Origin of the sequence: Lactiplantibacillus argentoratensis, assembly GCF_037290055.1 — a bacterium.
Classification (GTDB): Bacteria; Bacillota; Bacilli; order Lactobacillales; family Lactobacillaceae; genus Lactiplantibacillus; species Lactiplantibacillus plantarum.
In genome coordinates, this window is sequence record NZ_CP147647.1 from 1,070,117 (window position 1) to 1,091,683 (window position 21,567).

Below are 21,567 nucleotides of genomic sequence, written 5' to 3' on the forward strand. Positions count from 1 at the left end.
GGGGTTTTAAAATGATTGATAGAGAAGGAGAATTGCTAAGATGCAACAGCGTAAAACTAACGTAATGGCGGTTACGGTTGCCATTTACGTCGCGACGTTTATGAGTGCGATTGAAGGGACGATTGTATCGACCGCCTTGCCAACGATTGTTGGTGATTTACACGGGGTTTCATTGATGAATTGGGTTTTCTCAATTTATTTATTGACTAATGCGATGATGACGCCAATTTATGGAAAGCTGACTGACTTGGTCGGCCGAAAACCAGTGATGCAAGCCGGACTAATTATTTTTATTATTGGGTCTATGATGAGTGGTTTGTCTAATTCGATGCCGGTGCTAATTTTTTGGCGGGCCATTCAGGGGATTGGTGCCGGGGCGCTAATGCCAGTCTCAATGACAATTATCGCAGATATTTATTCATTCGAACGCCGGGCCAAAGTGCTAGGCTTTAATAGTTCAGCGTGGGGCATTGCTTCAGTGCTGGCACCGCTGATTGGTGGACTAATTGTCGATAAGCTCAGCTGGCATTGGATTTTCTTCATTAATGTGCCAGTTGGGTTGATCACCCTTTTCCTATTTCAATTTTATTTACGAGAACCCAAACGTCACAATAACGTGAAAATCGACTACTTGGGTAGCTTTTGGCTGATGCTCTTCTTGCTGTGCTTGATGCTAAGCTTCCAATTATTGGGAAACGCCACTATCAGTTGGCTGGCCGTTGGACTCGCTTGGGTCATTAGTGCGCTCAGCTTGTGGTTATTTATCCGTCGTGAAGGTCACACGGATGAACCAGTGATTTCGATGGATTTGTTCAAAAACCACACATTCATTATTCAAAATGTCGTGGCGGCCTTAGTCAGTGGCTTCCTAATGGCGGTTGAAGTTTATATTCCCACTTGGACTCAAGGGATACTGGGTGTACCGGCTTCCTTGGCGGGATTCGCAGTAACACCAAGCTCGCTAATGTGGATCGTCGGGTCATTCGTGACGGGTCGGTTATTGGCAAAGTGGGCGCCGCGACGGATTTTGTATCTGAGTTTGGCTTTCATCCTCGTGACAAGCATTTGCTTAGCGTGTTTGCCAGTTAATACCGCGTTCCCATGGTTCTTCCTGATTACAGCGATTGGTGGCGTGGGCTTCGGAATTACGATTACAGCAACGACCGTCACGTCGCAACACCTGGTGCCAGCTGAAAATGTCGGGGTCGCGACATCTTTCAATACGTTGAGCCGGACAATTGGCCAGACGTTAATGATCTCAATCTTTGGGATTGCACTAAATGTCGGGATGAACCAAGGCATCCAGCACCATGCAGGAACAAACATGGCGATGATGAACAAGTTGATTAATCCACAGACCGCGACGCAATTACCGTCTCATTTGTTGCCGACACTTCATCGTATCTTATATACGGGCTTACATTGGGTCTACCTGATTGGCCTTGGTTTGGTTATTCTAGCCTTTATTGTGAATAGTTTGGATCGCGGACCACAAAAAACGGCAGCACAACACGCGGCTGATTTAAACCAAAATCAGGATTAGTTGGCTTAGTATCAACAAATTAATTGTCAAAGCGACTCATAATTTGTCGTTTATTTGATATTAACGTAAAAGAATCTGAAAAATTTTCAATAAAATTTCCATAAGTGCTATAAATAAATTTTAAGTTGTTAGACGAGTGTAATGGGCTTTATGAGGCCTATTACACTCGTTTTCATTAATATTATTTATTTGGTAACTATTTTAGGAAAATTAATGGAAAACGTGTAACAAGATTGACGGTATCAACTATTGCCAACAAAACATAATCATAGTATTATGAGTGCATAGTCTAACGATTGATGGGGTATACCAATGATGCTATATATGTGTTTTTTGTATCATATATAAACGGGTTTGATTAGGTTAGAGAAGGAAGGCAAAACCATGAAATTTCTGAGACATAAATCTTTTAGGGGAGATCCGCAAGTTCACTACAAGATGTTTAAAGTCGGCCGTACTTGGGTATTTACGGCGATGGCATCATTTGTATTGACTGCTGCACCTCAGTTAGTATCTCATGCAGATACGGTTTCGGCGGATACTAGTAGCGATACGGCAAGTAGTGCCACTAGTAGTGCCAGCTCGGGGGCGGATACGTCTTCTGCAGCAGCGAGTGCGGCGGCACTAGCTGCTGCAACGGCAAGTAGTACGTCAACTAGTACTACCAGTGACTCGTCTACGGCATCTTCTTCGAGTGAAACTGCCTTGAACAGTAATTACGAATCTTCATCGGATAGTTCAAGCAGCGATGACAGTGCTTCAGACGCAAGTTCTGCGAGCGAAACAAGTACGACTAATGCGACAAGTACATCTAGCACTAGCAGTGGTAGTACCTCAACGGCTAGTTCGAGCGCATCCAGCGCAAGTTCAAGTAGTAGTTCGAGCTCGTCAAGCGCTACTTCATCGAGTTTAACTGATAGCAGCAGTTCTTCCGCAGCTAGCTCAAGTACGACGAGTTTGTCAAGCAGTGCTAGCGTAGCGGCAAGTACTGTCTCGACAGCAAGCAGTGTTGCCAGCACGACTAAGTCTGCAAGTACGGCGGCTTCAACGGCAGCCATTGCAGCTTACTCGTCGGAATCGGGGGATAGTTCATATACCGATAGTACCGCGGCTAAGGCGGCATCATCGTCAGCTTTGTTAGCTGGTTCATACGCTACACTTGCCAGCAGCTATGCTAGTTTGGTCAATAACCTAACGACGCAAGCTGCAGTAAGTGCGGCCCAAAGTGCCTATCAAGAAGCGCTCAACGCGGCTGATTTGTCACGGCACTACAATAGTATCGCAAACATGTACTTAAAGGCACTGAACACTGGTGTGGGGTCGAATATAGATAATACATTGGCATACACTAATGCCAACTCCTTAGCATTTAGTGCGGCCAGTGCGGCCAGCTCATACGCAGCCCTGGCTTCAACGGCCACTTCAACGGCCAGCAGCGCTGCTACCCAAGGCTTAATTAATTTAGCAAGTAGCAATTATTCCGCCGCATCTAGTGCGGCATCTGCAGCCACGGTAGCAGCGAGCTCGGCAGCTGAAGCAGCCAACAGTGCATACTTAGCCATGCAATACGATAAAAATAATACGGCCGTTACCTCAGCTTACGCCGTCGCTTCTAGCACGGCAGCTGCGGCTTCAACGGCCGCGGTTAACGCAACGACCGCTGCGGTGGCAGCTTCCTCAGCCTATGCCGCGGTAAGTAGTAATGCGGCAAATAATGACTATGAAGCCACTAGTACTGCCCATGCAGTTACTTCCTCCGCCGCAACGGAGGCGCTTGGTCAATATGCCGCCGGGAGCACCGCTACTAGCACCGCTAGTTCGGCAGCCAGTTTTGCCAATAGTACTGCAATTAGTGATTTGGCGAGTGCGGCTTCTTCAAGTGCAAACGTGGCGAATACAGCAAAGAGTACGGCTTCAAGTGCGGCCAGTGTGGCAGCAACGCAAACTGGTACTCAAGCGTCAGCTTATGCTTCAAGTGCTGCAACGGCCGCTAGCTCAGCTTCATCAGCCTACGCCGTCGCAAGTACGGCTGCAAAATCCGCTGTCAGTGCTAGTGATCCTGCCACCGCGGACTCATACGCTCGGGTGGCCCAATCGGCATCTTCATTGGCTGCTAGTTACGCTGCAACTGCCGAGTCTAACGCGACTTTAGCTGCTAAGTTTTCGACGGATGTCGCTAATGAACAAACCGACAGCAAGAACGCAACCGTAACGACATCCACAACCACGCCTAGTGTGTCTGTGGGTAGTACGATTAGTATTACTAATTCGACAAGTATCAGTGGTGTAGCTTTGGGATCGACCACGTATACTTGGTATGTCTCTACGGATGGGACTACTTGGACCACGATTTCAGGTGCAACTTCGGCAACATATTCGACAACACCAACAATTTCTGGCACGTACTATTATCAGGTCGTAGCGTCAGGATCTACTGTTTTTTCAAGCTATAAAGCAGCTGGTAATGTGATTACCATTGTTGTCACTAATCCAGAAGGAACTTACACTGAAATTGCCAGCAGTTATGCCAGTCAAGCCAATAGTGCAGCCTCAGTGGCAGCCTCTCAAGCCGCTGCTGCAAGTAGTGCAATCAGCTTGGCTAGCTCTTCAGCTAACTTGACGGGCTCATTAGCTAGTTACTACACGTCACAGGCTAATTCTTCATACAACGTTGCGAGCTCATGCGCCAGTGTGGCCTCAGAAGCAGCAAGTATTGCAGCTATGGCCAGTACTTCGGCGGCTTCTTATGAAGCCGAAGGGGCGTATACTAGCGCTAATATCTGGGCGGGTCTGGCATCGAGTTACGCGGGTGCTGCGACTCAATATGCCAGCTCTGCAAGTAGTGCCGCATCTGAGGCAGCAGCTAGTCTGGATACTGCTTTGAAGAATGCGGTCAATGAAGATGGCGGTGATACTGCCGCTGATTATTTAGCATCAAGCTATGCTAGTATGGCTGCGTCATCGGCAAATGTGGCCAGTAACCAAGCCTCACTGGCTGCATCCTATGCGGCCAACGCTGCTAATGCGTATAACGTTGCTGGTTCTTCATTTAATACCGCTGCAACTAGCAGTTATAATGCAGCGGCAAGTTCTGCGGCTGTAGCGGCTAGTTCATACGCAGCGGCAGCTAGTGAAGCGGCAAGCCTTGCTGCTTCATATGCAGCGGACGGGAATTATAATTCGGCTGCCTTGCAACAAAGCTACGCGGCTTTGCGTTTGACCTATGCAACGGATCAGTTGAATGCTGCTTCGAGTGCGGCAAGTGCGATTACCCAAACGGTCGTGCAAGCACAATCCAGTTATTATAATTCGATTGCAACGGCTGCCTCTAGCGCAGCGTCAGCAGCTGCATCAGCAGCCGGGAACGCAATCAGTGTCGCGAACTCATTAAGTGCAAAGTATGCATCGAACACTACGTTGGGTAGTTCATACGTTGCACAAACTAATAATTATGCCGTGACGACGCTTGGTGCAGCCGCGGCCGCAACTTCAGCTGCGGAAATGGCAGCTCAGTATACAAGCCAGGCTTCATCGGCAGTAGCTGCGGGCGATTATGCTATGGCCAGCTCATATGTGACCAATGCCTCAGCGGCCGCTAGTGAAGCAACCTCATATGCGGCATTGTCTACATCCAATGCGGCTTTAGGTAGTACGGCGGCTAGCAACGCGACGAATTATTCAAACAATACGAATTCATATAAAAGCACTAATACGGGTAATGCAACGACAATTCTAGGGATTGTTATTTCTGGTGGGATGACTTCTCAACCCGCATCAGTGACGTCGACCGTTTCTGGTGGGACCTTTACCTTGTCAGCTTCGTCAGCATTAGGATTAGGTGGGGTTGCACTATCATCAAAAACAACTTGGTATGTTCAAGTCAACGGCACTTGGATGACCTTAGATAAGGCTAGCGCTTATATTGAATCATATGATGCAGTTGACAGTGCTGGTTTACTGTCAACCAGTAGCTCATTAACAGTGACTATCAAAGCGGGCTATACTGGATCATTGCTGTTCCAAGCCGTACAAGGGTTTTCTTGGGACCCGTTAAACGTGTTTACAGTTTATACGTTTGCAAGTAATTTAGCGGAAGTCGATGTTTATAGTAGCAATATTCCAGCAACAAACATTTCCATAGCTGGTGATGATTACGTCATTAATCCAACGAACAGTTCGAGTGGCTCAAACGATAAGGTTACTAGCCAGTTTACATCAACGACTAACCCCGAGAATGCTACGGGAACGATTAGCTGGACGACAAGTGATTCAAGCATTGCGACAATTGATGCTTCTGGCCTTTTGACCGTTGTGTCTAATGGAACGGTGACAATCACAGCAACAATTACGAATGCAGACGGTACTAGCTATTCATCTTCAAAGACAATTACAATCGGTAGCGGCCTTGAGGATACGAGTGTTGATGCTGGAAGTGATTTGACGTGGGTTCCAGATGGTTCGACTACGGGTACTGGGACTGATATTACTTATCAATGGTATTATTCTTCAACAGCGGACGGTACTGGAACAGCGCTGAGTGGTCAGAATGGTACGACACTTAATCTGTCAGATCTGACGGTAGGGCAATCCGGTTATTATTACCTAGTTATTACTGGATCTAATACGACCAACGGGACTACTACCACGACAACTGTAACTTTAGGCCGGGCTTACTTGACTGTTAATGCTATTTCAACTGAAGCGGCAGATTCTGCGGCTAGCGAAGCAGCTAACTACGCAAATCAAGCGACGGAATATGGTTCAGTTGCTAGTTCTTATGCGAACATTGCGGGCGAATATGCAAGCAAAAACTCAGAAGCAAGCTCCTACGCAGAACAAGCAACGGCAGCAGCCTCTGATGCACAGTCAGCCGCAACAGCTGCTTCAACTGCAGCTTCTAATGCGGCAGCTGCCCAATCAAATGCAGATTCTGCGGAAGCTGCCGGCGAAAACTCGGCTGCTTCCAGTTATGCAGAGGAAGCCAAAAAGAAAGCGTCCGAAGCATCTGAAGCTAAAAAGAAAGCTTCAAGTGCCGCTGATGATGCAGGCTACTATGCTGATTTAGCTGCTAATGTTACTGAAGATGACTCAGATAGTGATTCTGACGGCGACAGTGATGCAGATTCTGACAGTGACTCAGACTCGGATACTGATTCTGACAGTGACTCCGACAGCGATTCGGATAGCGACAGCGACTCAGACTCAGACAGTGATTCGGACTCTGACAGCGATTCGGACTCCGATAGTGATTCAGATTCCGATAGTGATTCAGACAGCGATTCGGATTCTGACAGTGACTCAGATTCGGACAGCGACAGCGATTCAGATTCTGACAGTGACTCCGACTCAGACAGCGACTCAGATTCCGATAGTGATTCGGATAGCGACAGCGATTCGGATAGCGACAGTGATTCCGATTCGGATAGTGATTCGGACTCCGACAGCGACTCTGATAGCGACAGTGACTCCGATTCCGATAGTGATTCGGATAGCGACAGCGACTCCGATTCCGACAGCGATTCTGATTCTGACAGTGACTCAGATTCCGATAGTGACTCAGACTCGGACAGCGATTCGGACTCCGACGGTGACTCAGACTCCGATAGCGACTCTGATTCTGACAGTGACTCTGATAGCGACAGTGACTCTGATTCTGATAGCGACAGTGACTCTGATAGCGACAGCGATTCGGATAGCGACAGCGACTCAGATTCCGATAGTGATTCCGACTCTGACAGTGACTCAGATTCCGATAGTGATTCCGACTCTGACAGTGACTCAGATTCCGACAGCGACTCAGACTCCGACAGCGATTCGGATTCGGATAGTGATTCGGACTCGGACAGTGACTCAGACTCGGACAGCGACTCAGACTCTGACAGCGATTCGGACTCGGACAGCGATTCCGATAGCGACAGTGACTCAGATTCCGATAGTGACTCAGACTCCGATTCGGATAGTGATTCAGACTCGGACAGCGATTCAGACTCCGACAGCGACTCCGACAGTGACTCGGATAGTGACAGCGACTCAGATTCCGACAGTGATTCGGACTCGGACAGTGATTCAGATAGCGACAGTGACTCAGACTCGGACAGTGACTCCGATTCAGACAGTGATTCGGATAGCGACAGTGATTCTGATTCGGACAGTGATTCCGATTCTGACAGCGATTCGGACTCCGACAGTGACTCCGATTCCGATAGTGATTCGGACAGTGACTCCGACAGCGACTCTGATAGCGACAGTGACTCCGATTCCGATAGTGATTCTGACTCGGACAGCGACAGTGATTCCGATAGTGATTCGGATAGCGACAGCGACTCCGATTCTGACAGCGATTCGGACTCCGACAGCGATTCTGACTCCGACAGCGATTCGGACTCCGACAGTGATTCGGATAGCGACAGCGACTCTGATTCGGACAGTGACTCCGATAGTGACTCCGACAGCGATTCGGATTCTGACAGCGATTCGGATAGCGACAGCGATTCGGACTCGGACAGCGACAGCGACTCTGATTCGGACAGCGATTCAGATTCAGACAGTGACTCAGACTCCGACAGCGATTCGGACTCAGACAGCGACTCCGATTCCGACTCAGACAGCGACAGTGATTCAGATTCCGATAGTGACTCAGACTCCGACAGTGACTCCGATTCGGATAGTGATTCGGACTCGGACAGCGACTCGGATAGCGACAGCGACTCAGACTCTGACAGTGATTCGGATTCCGACAGCGACAGTGACTCCGATTCGGACAGTGATTCCGACTCAGACAGTGACTCGGATTCTGACAGTGATTCGGATAGCGACAGTGACTCCGATTCCGATAGTGATTCAGACTCTGACAGCGACAGTGATTCCGACTCCGATAGTGATTCGGATAGCGACAGCGACTCAGATTCCGACAGCGATTCAGATTCTGACAGTGACTCGGATAGCGACAGCGACTCTGATTCGGACAGTGACTCAGACTCCGACAGTGATTCAGATAGCGACAGTGACTCAGACTCGGATAGTGCTTCCGACTCGGACAGTGACTCCGATTCGGATAGTGATTCTGACAGCGACAGCGATTCCGATGCAATTACAGATTCAGATTCAAATGATGGAACCAATTCTGGCAATGGTAGTAATTCTGGCTCAGATGGAAGTTCCAGTTCAAATACTGGATCAGGCTCGGGCAATACGACGGGCTCTACTGGAAATAACTCAGGTACTGGCACTGGTACGACAACTTCATCGACTGCTTCTAGCAACGTTGCTGCTTCGACAAGTACGACTAGCTTGAGTGCTGCAGCAACAAGTGGCGTCTCGGCCACAGCTGCAACGTTGGCGGTTACGACACCATCCAGTGACGGTGCTGCAACAACGTCAGCAACTGCTGCTACATCAGTGGTTTATGCCGCTGCTAGCGCTCAAGACGTTGATGCAACTTCTGATCAGACTGATTCAGATTCGAAGAGTAGTAATGATTCTGATAAGGATAAGAAGTCAGCTGATACTGATAGTGCTGATGATAAGGTCGGCTCAAGTAATACTGACGAGAATGGTAAGACTGCATCTGATACAAGTAATAATACCGGAACGATTTTCGGTGGCTTGTTGACCGCGGCTGCAGCTGCTGGACTCGGCTGGTGGTTCTTCTTGTTCGGTCGTCGTCGTAAAGATGATGATGAAGATGATGAGAATCAAAAATAGTTAAAATTTAAAGCTGATTTGTTAGTACTGCTAACGATATACGTTGTAAAATAAGACTATTAACCAAAACGGGCGTGAAGCCCGTTTTGGCGTACATAAAAGAAAATTGAAAGAGGTAAGACTAAGATGCAAAAATCTACTGTCACCAAGCTTAAGCAAGCACTGATTGCAACTGGAAATTTGAAAGATTACGGTACAAGTACCGTAACCTTGGCACTTTCGGTATCGGATCATCGACATCGGGCCCAAGTGCGATTCTATCGTTGCGATTCTTTCAAGCAAGCTTGGATAGCAGTTGCACAACAATTAGCCAAAACCCCTCAAGCGAGTTGGGTTCGATTAGAAGCAGTTCAATCAACACAGAAGTTACCAAGAGAAACTTTTGAAGCGCGATTGGCAGCTACTTTTCGGATGAACTATTGGCGATACGGTATTAGTTTTGATGCAGATTTCAAGACAGCCTTATTGGAGATGGAAAGTAATGGACAAGCATTTTTCCGTCCTAGCAAAGCGCATCGAATTGGTAAGAATCGTTCGGGTTCTTGGGTCGACTATGATCGAGTAGCGCCGTATCTTAACAAGCGTGAAGGAGCGCTACCAGTCGATATTCGAAAGACAGAAAATGTTTGGGTCTTTACAACCGCTGGTGTATTTACTGACGGGCAGAAAATCTGGAATCTATCTGAGCAGGAGGATTGTGGTAAGGGCATTCGGGTAGTGACTGACGAGCAGAGCGAATTGCAATCGGCTATTGAGCATGGTGAAACCTTCCTGATTAATCAGTTGAAGGATAACGGCAAATTTGTCTACGGTTATTTTCCGGCTCGTCAAAGAGTTCTTAGCAATTACAATGTTGTCCGGCATTTTTCGTCCTTATATGCTTTGTTGGAAGCCATTCCATTCACAAAGCGCACTGAAGATTTTGCAAAAGTTAAGTTAGCGATTCAGTGGGGCTTAAAAAATGCCACGATTGAAAAAGAGGACGCAATCTTCGTCGACGATAACGGCGAATTAAAGTTGGGTGGGCAGGCCTTATTGATGCTTACATTGTGTAAATATCAAGACGTCACCAAGGATGATACTTTCATGCCAGTTTTAATGAAAGTCTTTAAAGGCGTCCATTTCTTCCAAGAACCGTCTGGCAAGTTAATTCATGTTCTCAACCCAGATTTAACGGTCAAAGCAGCTTTTCGAATTATCTATTATGAGGGAGAAGTCGCATTTGCGCTTTCCCGGCTATACGAGTTAACGCATGATAAGAATGTGATGAACCTGGTGAAGCAAATCTTGGATTACATGGTGGCTAATGACTACGGTAAATATCATGATCACTGGATTTCTTATGCAATCAATGAAGCATTACTGGTATTCCCAGACAATCGCGATTATATGAAACTGGGTTTGAAAAATGTATTCAATCATCTAAAATTCATTGAAGAGCGTGATACCACGTATCCAACATTGCTTGAATTAGTTGATGCGGCCGTTAAAATGACCGACATGATTAAACGTTCAGGTAATGAAGACTTGATGGCACCTTATGACTTGGCTCGCTTACGGCAAGTGTTGCGGTACCGTGCGTTGTATGAGATTACTACTGGGTGTTTTCTACCTGAAATTGCAATGTATCTCTATAATCCGCAGAAGTTTATTGGTGGGTTCTATGCACGTCATGACAACTTCCGGACACGGATTGACGATTGTGAGCATTTCTTATCCGGTTTAGTGAACTATTATAACTACACATATCGACAAGCGTAATGCTGAGTAACAGAAAGGGTGACTGTATGTTTTACTTCATTAATGAATATATTTTAGGCAAGAATTCGAGTGTTGAGCACGCGGCAATCAACCGGGTGAAATTATTTAACCACTATAAAGCACCAGCCCAGATTGTGACTAAGATGTATGACCGCTTACTACATCAGACCATGGGAACTTTTCAGTTGGCCAACCAGCAAGTGCTGAATATGTTTGATTACTTTCAACAAACCACGGATGTGCCAACTAAAGTTCTGCATACTGATGACATGCATCTGCCAGTTGAATATGCGGTAGAAGTGGGTGCCAACTTTAGCAAAATTTTTAATGGTGATGAACACGTTAGCAACGTCGGCTTTATTCCTGGAACGATTGGGCGCGTCTTTTACCAAGAATTCTTCGACAATCAAGGTAACTTAACTTCAACCGACTTGTGGGATTGGCGCGGTTTCAAGTCCAGTACCCAATATTTTGGTCAGAACGGGAAACTGGTTTTGGAACGGTTTTATAATCTACAAGGCGAGACCGTAATTGAGCAGTACTATGTACCTGATACCAATGGTAATCCGCTAGCGTCACGTTTGATTTTAAAGAATTACCGCGATCAAGCGGAGCGCTTCTTCCAGGACGCGAACCATTTATTCCATTTCTTCTTGGCCGAACTCAGTCATTGGGACAAGCAAACGACGACCTTCATTAGTGATCGCCCAGGTACCAGTGTGAAGCCGTTATTGGAACTGCAGGATGATTCTCACAAGTATGTGACGGTTCCAATTTATCAGGCGAAGGATATTAATGACCCAATTCATTCCCCGTTGGACGGGTTCTTAACACCGGCTTTCGATAACCTGCAACATTTTGATGGCTTTATTACAGCTACGGAAAGTCAGGCCCAGCATCTGCGGACGCGGTTCCCTAAAGCTAAGGTGACAGTGTTACCAACTGTGACGACGAGTCCGTTGGCGCAGAGTAAACTACGGCCAATCACGGCCCGCCCTAAGCAATTGCTATACGTTGGGCGGCTGGCGCCGGATCGGCAACTAGACCAGTTAATTCGGACCATTGCGTTAGTTAAGCAACAGGTCAAAGAAATTCAGTGTGATTTTTACGGCTACGGCGATCCAGAGTATCTTAAGACGCTGAATAAGCTGATTGAAGAATTAAAACTCACGAATAATGTGCATTTATTAGATTATCATCCTGATTTAGAAACACGTTATGATGATTATCAGCTGTTGCTCAATACCGATATTGTTGATGGTGGTCCAATGAGTATGCCGGAAGCCATGAGTCACGGGATTCCAGTGATTAGTTATCGCTTTAATTATGGCCCTAAAGATTGGATTGATGACGGTCATGATGGTTTCATCGTTGATCCTGGCAATCAATTGGCGCTGCGTGACCGGGTCATCGAATTAATGACGGATACGAAGAAGTTGACGGCATTCAGTGAAGCCGCCTTTAAGAAGCTTCATACGTCACAAACTGACTTAAAAGTTTGGCACCGTTGGCAACAATTACTGGGTATTAAGTAGGAGGGCGCATATGTATTATTTCTTAAACGATAACATGCAATTTTCAAAATCAGGAATCGAACAGGCGGAAATCAACCGACTGACTTTATTCAAGAAGCACCATGTGGCCGCTAAAATCGTGACCCGCGTATTTGCAATGAATTTGCACGATGTACTTGAAGGGGCCAATATTGCTGATGCTGATTTTGTTAATCTTTTTGACTTCTTTTGCGGTAGTCAGTTGGTCAAGCGTCAACGGTTTGATTTAGCAGACTTTGAAGTGCCAGCCGATGCCATCAAGACGCGGAAAGATAACCAGATTCAAGTCATGCAACGTGGTAAGTTAATCATGATTATTTACCTTCGGGCCGGTACGGAAGCTGTTAGCAATGTGCAATATTTTGACGTGAATGGTCGTACGCTCAAGATGAGTTGGTGGGATACGCGGGGCTTTAAGTGTCTTGAACAATTATTTGACTGGGACGGTAAGATTGCCCAAGAAGCGTACTTTGGCCCGGATGGATTGATTCACGTGGAGAAGTTACACTTGTTAAATCACGCTGGTCAGGAGCGAATCACGTGGCGCGTCTTGAACTACAACGAGCAGAGCCATACTTTTAATGGGATGAATGAACTGACCCGTTACTTCTATGATGAACTTAACCAGTTGAATGATGAACAAAATGTCTTCATTTGTGATCGGACCGTCGAATGTGCCTGGGGCTTATTCAATATGACCACACCAGCTAAGAAAGTCTTGCATCTACATAATAACCATGTGAGTGATGCTAAGGATATTATGCATTCTACCTTGAACAATAATTATGCTAATGCGCTGAATAATTGGGCGGCTTGGGACGCGGTCATTTCTGCTACACCGGAACAATCTAAGGACGTGGAAGCTCGCTTTGGTAAGGACATTCCAGCGTTTACCATTCCGGTTGGCTATGTTGATGATGCTACGTTAAAAGCGGCGCCGGTGAAGTTCGACCAACGACAAAAAGACCTGGTCGTGCAAGTTGCGCGGCTGGCACCCGAAAAGCAACAGAATCACTCAATTGAAGCCTTTGTTGAAGTTCACAAGCAGTTTCCTGATGCCAAGTTGGAATTATGGGGTTATGCGAACGGGGATATTGAAAAGCAACTACATGCACAAGTTGCTGCAGCGCACTTGGAAGATGTGGTATTGTTCAAGGGGTATACCACGGATGTCAATGCCGTTTACAATCGGGCTCAATTAGGACTTTTGCCAAGTCGAGCTGAAGGATTCTCATTGATGTTGCTAGAAGCTCAAGCCCACGGGTTACCAATGGTTGCCAATGACGTGAAGTATGGCCCGAGTGATATTATTCAGGATCATAAGAGTGGGGTTCTAACGACGGACGGCGATGTGCAACAATTGACCAAAACGATTTTGGAATTGTTGAAGAATCAAGCGCAGCTGGCACAATACAGTGCTCAGGCTTATGAAAATGCCAAGCGTTATTCAGAAGAAGCCGTTTTCAAACAGTGGCAAGCATTGTTAGATTACTTTAAGCCTGCTAAGGTCACGGCTTAAGTAGATTTGACGGTAAGGGAGGACGCAAAATGTTAATGATTATGACCATTTATGGGACCGTTAAGATGGTTACCCGAATGATCGTGTACTGTGGCATCGGTGGCCTTGTCCTAATTGTTCGGCACCATAATCGTAAGAAACGGCATAAAGAGATGGATGAGGGCACTAAGCGGATCATGCGCAATACACCTAAGGATGAAAACGGCAAGTATCCGTGGGAGAAGTAGTTTTTTTAAGCTAAATATCTAATTGAAAAGACCTGTCAGACGATTAGCTTCGTCTGACAGGTCTTTTAGGCTCATTTATGGTTAAATTAACGTTTCTGAATGGCCAACAAGTATGGTGGCACATGGACTTGATTAATAAATTGATATTGCAGGACTTGAAATTGATGCTGGTCCAAACTCGTTGCGTAATCCAATACGGCTTGTGCTTCTGTCGCGCCACCGGGATGACCAGCATAGACTAGCAGGATGATGAGGCCGTTGGTGACGAGGCGTTCTTGGATGGCTTTTACGGCCGTTAACGTTGTCGTTGGTTTCGTAATGATTTGCTTATCGCCACCTGGTAGATAGCCCAGGTTGAAGACGGCACACTTGATAGGTTGATCAGCGGCAATCTTATCTGCGATGTGTTCATGGCCCGTTTGCCACAGCGTGACTTGATGGTTGAGCGCTGCTTGATTTAAGGCAGTTGTCGTCGCTTCAATGGCCGCTGATTGAATGTCGAATCCGTCAACGTGACCAGTCGTGCCGACCAGCTTGGCGAGGTAGACGGTATCATGGCCGTTGCCGACCGTCGCGTCAATCACGTGATCACCGGGATTGACGACTTGGTTCATCAGCGTGTGGCTATAAGCTAATGCCGAACTGAGTTGAATGAGTGTTACCCCCTTGTTGAATTCATGAATTAAGGCCGCAATCGAAGCGGTCCGTGCCGATAACGCGTACTAAAACGCGCACTTATATATAGTAAAACACTTCCAAGTAAAAGGCCACCGATTGTATCGCTAGGATAGTGGACGCCCACGATGACCCGGCTAATCATCATTAGCAAGATAGCCGTTACGCCGAGGGCAGTGAGCCAGCCAGTCAGGGCATTGCGGTGCCAATAGTCAAAAGCCAACACGAGCAGGCTACCGATAAGGACGGTCGTTGTTGTCGAGTGCCCGCTGGGGTAACTATACCCCCCAATTTGGACAAGCCGCCAAGCAGTTGGCCGCGGCCGCATGATGACCTGTTTGATGAGATAATTACCGTAGCCGGCAATCAGCCAGGTGTTGATCCAAAAGAAGACTGCGCCGCGTGGGTTATGACCCAGCCAGAGTGCCAGACCAATAATCAACGTGATTATGGTGATGGTGTGGGGATTGCCAAGCTGCGTGTACGTGACCATCGTGTGTTGAAACCACTGGGGACTATGATGCCAAAAATTAGCAACCGTGGTGTCAAAGTGTGTTAACCAAGGCGCCCGTTGCCATACCGCGGCCGTCCAGCCTAACCATCCTAAAAAGATAAGTAGAGTCAAACTGTCCGAACGTTGCCAGGATCGTTGCTTCAATACTGATTCCTCCGATAAATAAATTATTGCCATTATTATAGCATTTTTTATCAGGTGTCCGATTAATGCCTGATGATAAAATTTATCGCCAGCGGGGCTTGGGCCCTTGAAAAAAACGTGCTGGTTTGCTACTATGAAAACAATAACTTTACGACTCTGAGAAGGAATAGTAGTGGCTGGTGTTTTTCAGAAACTCCGTGGTAGTTGCAAACGGGGATTCACCAATCATGAACTCACCTTCGAGTCTTCCGGCTGAACAAGATTGTAGGTACGGACGTGGTTTCGCGTTAAGATTCCCAAGAGGCCACGGTAACGTGGAATCATAGGTGGTACCGCGGAACCCGTTTTCGTCCTATAAGCTTAATTGGCTTATAGGATTTTTTGTTTTTTAACCGCTTTTACTGAGTTGAAGCATGAAAATGACCATCTTGAATAGTCAGTTGGAAAGTCGCAATGCTAGCTTTTACATACAAGGCAGCAAGAAAGGGGCACTACTATGGCATACAACCATAAAGTCATTGAACGCAAATGGCAACATTATTGGAAGGAAAACAAAACCTTCAAAACATTAGACACAACGGATAAGAAGAAGTATTACGCCTTAGACATGTTCCCATACCCATCTGGTCAAGGATTACACGTTGGGCATCCTGAAGGGTATACGGCCACGGATATTATGTCACGGTTCAAGCGGATGCAAGGGTACAATGTCTTACATCCAATGGGTTGGGACGCATTCGGCTTACCTGCTGAACAATATGCGCTCAAGACGGGGCATAACCCGAAGGACTTTACGGCCAAGAACATCAAGAACTTCAAACGTCAGATTCGGTCATTAGGTTTCTCATATGACTGGGACCGTGAAGTGAATACGACTGATCCAAGTTACTACAAGTGGACGCAGTGGATCTTTGAACAGCTCTATAAGAAGGGCTTGGCTTACGAATCTGAAACGTTGGTCAACTGGGCTCCTGATATGATGGGTGGAACGGTTGTTTCTAACGAAGAAGTGGTTGATGGTAAGACGGAACGCGGTGGCTATGATGTTTACCGGGTGCCAATGAAGCAATGGAGCCTCAAAATCACGGCCTATGCGGACCGGTTGATTGATGACCTGGACGATATTGATTGGCCAGAAAACATCAAAGAGCAACAACGTAACTGGATTGGCCGCTCAGTTGGCGCATCCATTCGTTTCAAGGTTGCTGGTCAGCCTGACGATACCGAGATTGAAGTGTTCTCAACGCGGCCAGACACGCTGTTTGGCGCAAGTTACATGGTCTTGGCACCTGAACACGACTTAGTTGAACAATTGACGACACCCGAACAAGCGGACGCTATCAAAGCATACAAAGCTAAAATCGCCAGCAAGTCAGACCTTGAACGGACTGATTTGAATAAGGACAAGACCGGGGTCTTCACTGGTAGCTACGGCATCAACCCGGTTAATGGTGAAAAACTGCCAATCTGGATTGCCGATTACGTTCTGGCTTCATATGGAACTGGGGCCATCATGGCAGTGCCTGCTCATGATGATCGGGACTTTGAATTTGCACAAAAATTTGATTTGCCAATCAAACCTGTCATTGCGGGTGATAATGATTATGACCAACAAGCTTACACTGGCGACGGGGAACACATCAACTCAGGTTTTGTTGACGGTTTAGCTAAGCAACCAGCTATTGATAAGATGATTGACTGGTTAGGTGAACACCATGCCGGTGAAAAGAAGGTCAACTATCGGTTACGTGATTGGATCTTCTCACGGCAACGGTACTGGGGCGAACCGATTCCAGTTATTCACTGGGAAGACGGCGAAACGACGCTGGTTCCTGAAGATGAACTACCATTGCGGTTACCAGCAACTAAGAACCTGGAACCATCAGGAACTGGTGAAAGCCCGTTAGCGAATATCGACGACTGGGTAAATGTCGTCGATGAAAACGGTCGTAAGGGGAAGCGTGAAACCAACACGATGCCACAATGGGCCGGGAGTTCATGGTACTTCTTGCGTTACGTTGATCCGCACAACCGTGAAGCTTTGGCCGATTATGACAAGTTGAAGTACTGGTCACCCGTTGACTTATACGTGGGCGGTGCAGAACACGCGGTCTTACATCTGCTTTACGCACGTTTCTGGCACAAGTTCTTATATGACTTAGGCGTTGTGCCAACCAAGGAACCATTCCAGAAGTTAGTTAACCAAGGGATGATTTTGGGTGATAATCACGAAAAGATGTCTAAGTCGCGGGGGAACGTGGTTAACCCCGATGATATTGTTGACCAATATGGTGCCGATACGTTGCGGCTATACGAAATGTTCATGGGACCATTGGAAGCTTCGATTCCGTGGAGTACCGATGGGTTACATGGTGCCAATAAGTGGATCGAACGGGTTTGGCGCTTAATGATCGATGAAAACAATCGTGTTCGCGACCGAATCACGACTATCAATGATGGTAAGTTGACGAAAATCTACAACGAAACCGTTAAGAAAGTCACGGAAGACTATGAAGCTATGCGCTTTAACATTGCGATTTCACAAATGATGGTCTTCGTCAACGAAGCATACAAGGTCGACGATTTACCAATCATTTATATCGAAGGCTTTGTGAAGTTACTGTCACCGATCGCACCGCATTTGTCGGAAGAATTATGGTCATTATTAGGCCATGATGACACGATCACCTACGCCACTTGGCCAACGTATGACGAATCTAAGTTAGTAGAAGACACGGTCCAAATCGTGCTTCAAGTTAATGGTAAGGTTCGCTCACACGCCGAAGTCGCTAAGGATATGGGCAAGGATGAACTTGAAAAACTAGCCCTGGCGGATGAAAAAATCCAGGAATTTACGGCCGGCAAGACGGTTCGTAAAGTGATTGCCATTCCTGGCAAACTGGTTAACGTGGTTGCCAACTAAGTACCACGACCAGTCTCAATTCAAATGAATATCGCTTAAATTAATCGTGATGGTGACTGACAAGTGTTGGTTGCTATCACGATTTTTTTAACTACTCACAGAACAAGTTAATACGGTTACGATTGATTTGGTTAAGTGAATAAAGATTCTGGGGACGTTCTGGTTGGGTTGGGGAGACAAATCACGCGTGTTTTTGGTAGGCAGGGCCTGCGCAACCGCCTATGCTTAACTTAAAACGAGCAGTAGTGTTGTTTAATCATCGGAAATGGTTATCATGGCGGCATTCCGCTGTAATCGAATCTAAGACCGTATCATGACCATTGGTAACGCATACGGGTTGTTCTTTTTTCTGTATCAGTCATCGAGCATCAGACGGCGGTATGGGCCGCCGATAGCTGGTGCGGTTGTCAAGGCCTTATCATTAAAGTTCGGTTAAACTCACGCATAAGGCCGGAATTGAATTGCAACTTGTTTGTTTTTCATCTAAAATGATTAGGATTGAATTAAGAAAGTGGGTTACGAACATGTCTGAGGAATCAAAAGCTAATCAGCCCCAGAATGCACACGTGAATTCTGAAGCCGAAGCGCACCAGAAGATGGTGCGTGGGTCGGCTTGGATGACGGCTGGGAGTCTCTTTTCACGGGTACTCGGGGCGATATATATTATTCCGTGGGTTATCTGGATGGGCGCTGACTATACGCAAGGTAACGCGCTTTATGCCAAGGGATATAATATTTATAGTTTTTTCCTACTGATTGCGATCGGGGGAATTCCGTCCGCAATTTCTAAACAACTTTCCGAATATAATGCGATGAATGAATACGCCGTTGGACAGCGTTTATTCAAGCGGGGCTTGTTGTTGACGTCAGCCTTTGGGATTATTGGTGCCATTATTTTATGGTTTGGTGCTGGGGCGATTTCAACTGCTTTTGGGGGCTATGATGCCAATCTGATTCCCGTTTTGCATGCGTTAGCCATTGCCTTGGTGATTCTGCCATCGATGTCTCTGACCCGGGGATTCTTCCAAGGGTATCAACAAATGGCACCGTCCGCGATTTCACAGTTCGTGGAACAAGTCTTTCGGGTCATCTATATGTTGGGTGCGACGTATTTCATCATGCGCGTCGCTCACGGCGATTGGGTGAATGCCGTGACCCAATCGACATTCGCAGCATTCGTCGGGGCGGCTGCCAGCTTCTTATTACTCGGTTGGTATTATTTCCGCAAACGGCCCGAGCTAAATGCCTTAGCTGCTCAGAGTGAGAACAAACTAGTTATCCCAGTCTGGCAATTGTTCCGCGATATTATTATTCAGGCGATTCCATTTATTGTGATCGATACCGCAACGACAGTCTTCAACCTGTTGGATCAAGCAACGTTCCAACCGATGATGCGGCTGGTTTACCATTTGGGTACTAAGCAGATCGATACGTTGTATGCTTACTTTGCATTTAATGCGAACAAATTGGTGATGATCATTGTGTCATTGGCGTCTGCGATTGCCGTGACGGTCGTGCCGATTTTATCTGAATCATTGGCCAGTCATAATATGCGTAATATTCGTAAACAATTGGAAGATTCGATTATTTTGTTCCTATTTATCATGATTCCCGGAGCGCTGGGGATGGCCGCAGTGGCACAACCACTTAACACGCTCTTTTATAGTTATGATCAAATTGGAACGTTGATTCTGCAGATCTCAGCATTTACCGCGATTGCTTTAGGCTTTTTTACGGTGATTTCGGCGCTGATGCAAGGCCTGTCACGCAACCGCGATATTATTCGCTATTACTTGATCGGTTTACTGGTCAAAATCGTGATTCAGTTACCGTGTATCTATTTCCTATCAACGGCGGGGCCCCTGGTTGCGACCGCGATTGGGATGATGGTTGCAAGTCTGATGGCAATGTACGATCTGGAAGTCAACTTTGGTATTCGGTACGTGAAGTTATTACCAAAAATCAATCGAATTTTAGTTTATTCGATTTTAACGTACGTCACGGCACGATTAGTTGTTTATGGGCTGAACTTTGTGTTGAATGAGCACAGCAAGGCCCAATCGTTCTTGATCGTTGCCCTAGCAGTTATCGCTGGTGGTGCGGTTTACGTCTACTTAGCACTCCGTTCACGGATGGCTGATTTGATGATTGGAACGAAAGCGGCTGGGTTACGACGGAAATTACGGATTAAATAGGTGAATTATGCGAGTAGATAAATTTTTACATGCGATGCGAATTGGCACGCGGACTCAAGTACGTCGTCTGATTAAGGATGGTCATATCACCGCCAATGGTGAGCCAGTAATCTCTGGCAAACAACAGATCAATCCTGGCAGTGACACCGTCTTTTTAGATGACGTGCAGGTCCGCTACCAACAATACTTCTATTATGTGATGAACAAACCAATCGGGGTCATCACGGCGACAACGGATTCCGCTGCGAAAACGGTGATGGATCTGTTCAATACCACGGATTTTCGTGACGATTTATTTCCCGTGGGTCGTCTTGATAAAGACACTGAGGGTATTTTAGTCATTACGAACGATGGGGCCCTCTCACACGACCTATTGTCGCCGAACCACCACGTGACGAAGGTCTACGAGGCTGAAGTCACGGGGGAAATCACCGCAGCGCAATTGGCTAATTTTAATGATGGGATCACGTTAAAGGATGGGACTGAATTGCAACCGGCTCAGGCTGAGATTGTTCAATTCCATGAAATCGAGAACTTTACCACGATTCGAATCATGATTCATGAAGGCAAGTATCACCAAGTTAAGCGGATGGTCGGAACGTTAGGTGAACAGGTCGTCGGGTTACGGCGAATCAAGTTTGGTTCGTTAACGCTACCCGTTGGCTTATTAGCGGGGAACTATCGTGCGCTGACTGATGACGAACTAACAGCGTTGAAGGCGGATGCGAACCAACCCGTCGGCGAATAGTGCGGGTTACGAATTCGGCCACTCTGTTTTAAAACCAAATTATTAAGCCCCAACAAACCAT

Annotated in this window: 10 protein-coding genes, 1 pseudogene and 1 other annotated feature; of the genes and pseudogenes, 9 read left to right on the top strand and 2 right to left on the bottom strand. The window is 46.7% G+C overall.

Annotated elements, in window-relative coordinates; genetic code table 11:
* Positions 1-40: 40 nt before the first annotated feature.
* The 6 genes and pseudogenes from V7R88_RS05000 to V7R88_RS05025 all read left to right on the top strand — a co-directional run bounded on the left by V7R88_RS05000 (position 41) and on the right by V7R88_RS05025 (position 14,307).
* Positions 41-1,543: an MDR family MFS transporter gene (locus V7R88_RS05000; RefSeq protein WP_057717538.1), complete on the top strand. Its 1,503-nt coding sequence runs from the start codon at positions 41-43 to the stop codon at positions 1,541-1,543.
* A gap of 384 nt (positions 1,544-1,927) precedes the next feature.
* A pseudogene (locus V7R88_RS05005) lies at positions 1,928-7,159 on the top strand (lp_1303a family serine-rich repeat glycoprotein adhesin); the annotation flags it as partial.
* 2,214 nt (positions 7,160-9,373) lie between these two features.
* On the top strand, positions 9,374-11,008 hold the full coding sequence (locus V7R88_RS05010) for a hypothetical protein (RefSeq protein WP_054396718.1): 1,635 nt from the start codon (positions 9,374-9,376) through the stop codon (positions 11,006-11,008).
* 26 nt (positions 11,009-11,034) lie between these two features.
* Complete coding sequence (locus V7R88_RS05015) at positions 11,035-12,543, top strand: glycosyltransferase (protein WP_054396720.1); 1,509 nt, start codon at positions 11,035-11,037, stop codon at positions 12,541-12,543.
* A 10-nt stretch (positions 12,544-12,553) separates the two neighbouring features.
* Positions 12,554-14,080, top strand: a complete 1,527-nt coding sequence (locus tag V7R88_RS05020; protein ID WP_057717541.1) for a glycosyltransferase family 4 protein — start codon at positions 12,554-12,556, stop codon at positions 14,078-14,080.
* A 29-nt stretch (positions 14,081-14,109) separates the two neighbouring features.
* A complete protein-coding gene (locus V7R88_RS05025) occupies positions 14,110-14,307 on the top strand; it encodes a hypothetical protein (protein WP_057717542.1) in 198 nt (65 codons plus the stop codon).
* Between the two features lie 86 nt (positions 14,308-14,393).
* Here V7R88_RS05025 and V7R88_RS05030 read toward each other — a convergent pair whose 3' ends face one another.
* Both V7R88_RS05030 and V7R88_RS05035 read right to left on the bottom strand, forming a co-directional pair.
* Positions 14,394-14,921, bottom strand: coding sequence for a tRNA (mnm(5)s(2)U34)-methyltransferase (locus V7R88_RS05030; protein WP_054396724.1), 528 nt, complete (start codon positions 14,919-14,921; stop codon positions 14,394-14,396).
* Positions 14,922-14,989: 68 nt separating this feature from the next.
* A complete protein-coding gene (locus V7R88_RS05035; protein WP_054396726.1) occupies positions 14,990-15,673 on the bottom strand; it encodes a phosphatase PAP2 family protein in 684 nt (227 codons plus the stop codon).
* Between the two features lie 114 nt (positions 15,674-15,787).
* Positions 15,788-15,998: a binding site (T-box leader), on the top strand.
* A 138-nt stretch (positions 15,999-16,136) separates the two neighbouring features.
* Between V7R88_RS05035 and leuS the strand changes: the two genes are divergently transcribed.
* The 3 genes from leuS to V7R88_RS05050 all read left to right on the top strand — a co-directional run bounded on the left by leuS (position 16,137) and on the right by V7R88_RS05050 (position 21,506).
* Positions 16,137-18,563, top strand: coding sequence for a leucine--tRNA ligase (leuS, locus tag V7R88_RS05040; protein WP_003643180.1), 2,427 nt, complete (start codon positions 16,137-16,139; stop codon positions 18,561-18,563).
* Positions 18,564-19,087: 524 nt separating this feature from the next.
* Complete coding sequence (locus tag V7R88_RS05045; RefSeq protein WP_054396728.1) at positions 19,088-20,758, top strand: putative polysaccharide biosynthesis protein; 1,671 nt, start codon at positions 19,088-19,090, stop codon at positions 20,756-20,758.
* A gap of 7 nt (positions 20,759-20,765) precedes the next feature.
* On the top strand, positions 20,766-21,506 hold the full coding sequence (locus V7R88_RS05050) for a 16S rRNA pseudouridine(516) synthase (RefSeq protein WP_152707055.1): 741 nt from the start codon (positions 20,766-20,768) through the stop codon (positions 21,504-21,506).
* The last annotated feature ends 61 nt before the right edge of the window (positions 21,507-21,567 follow it).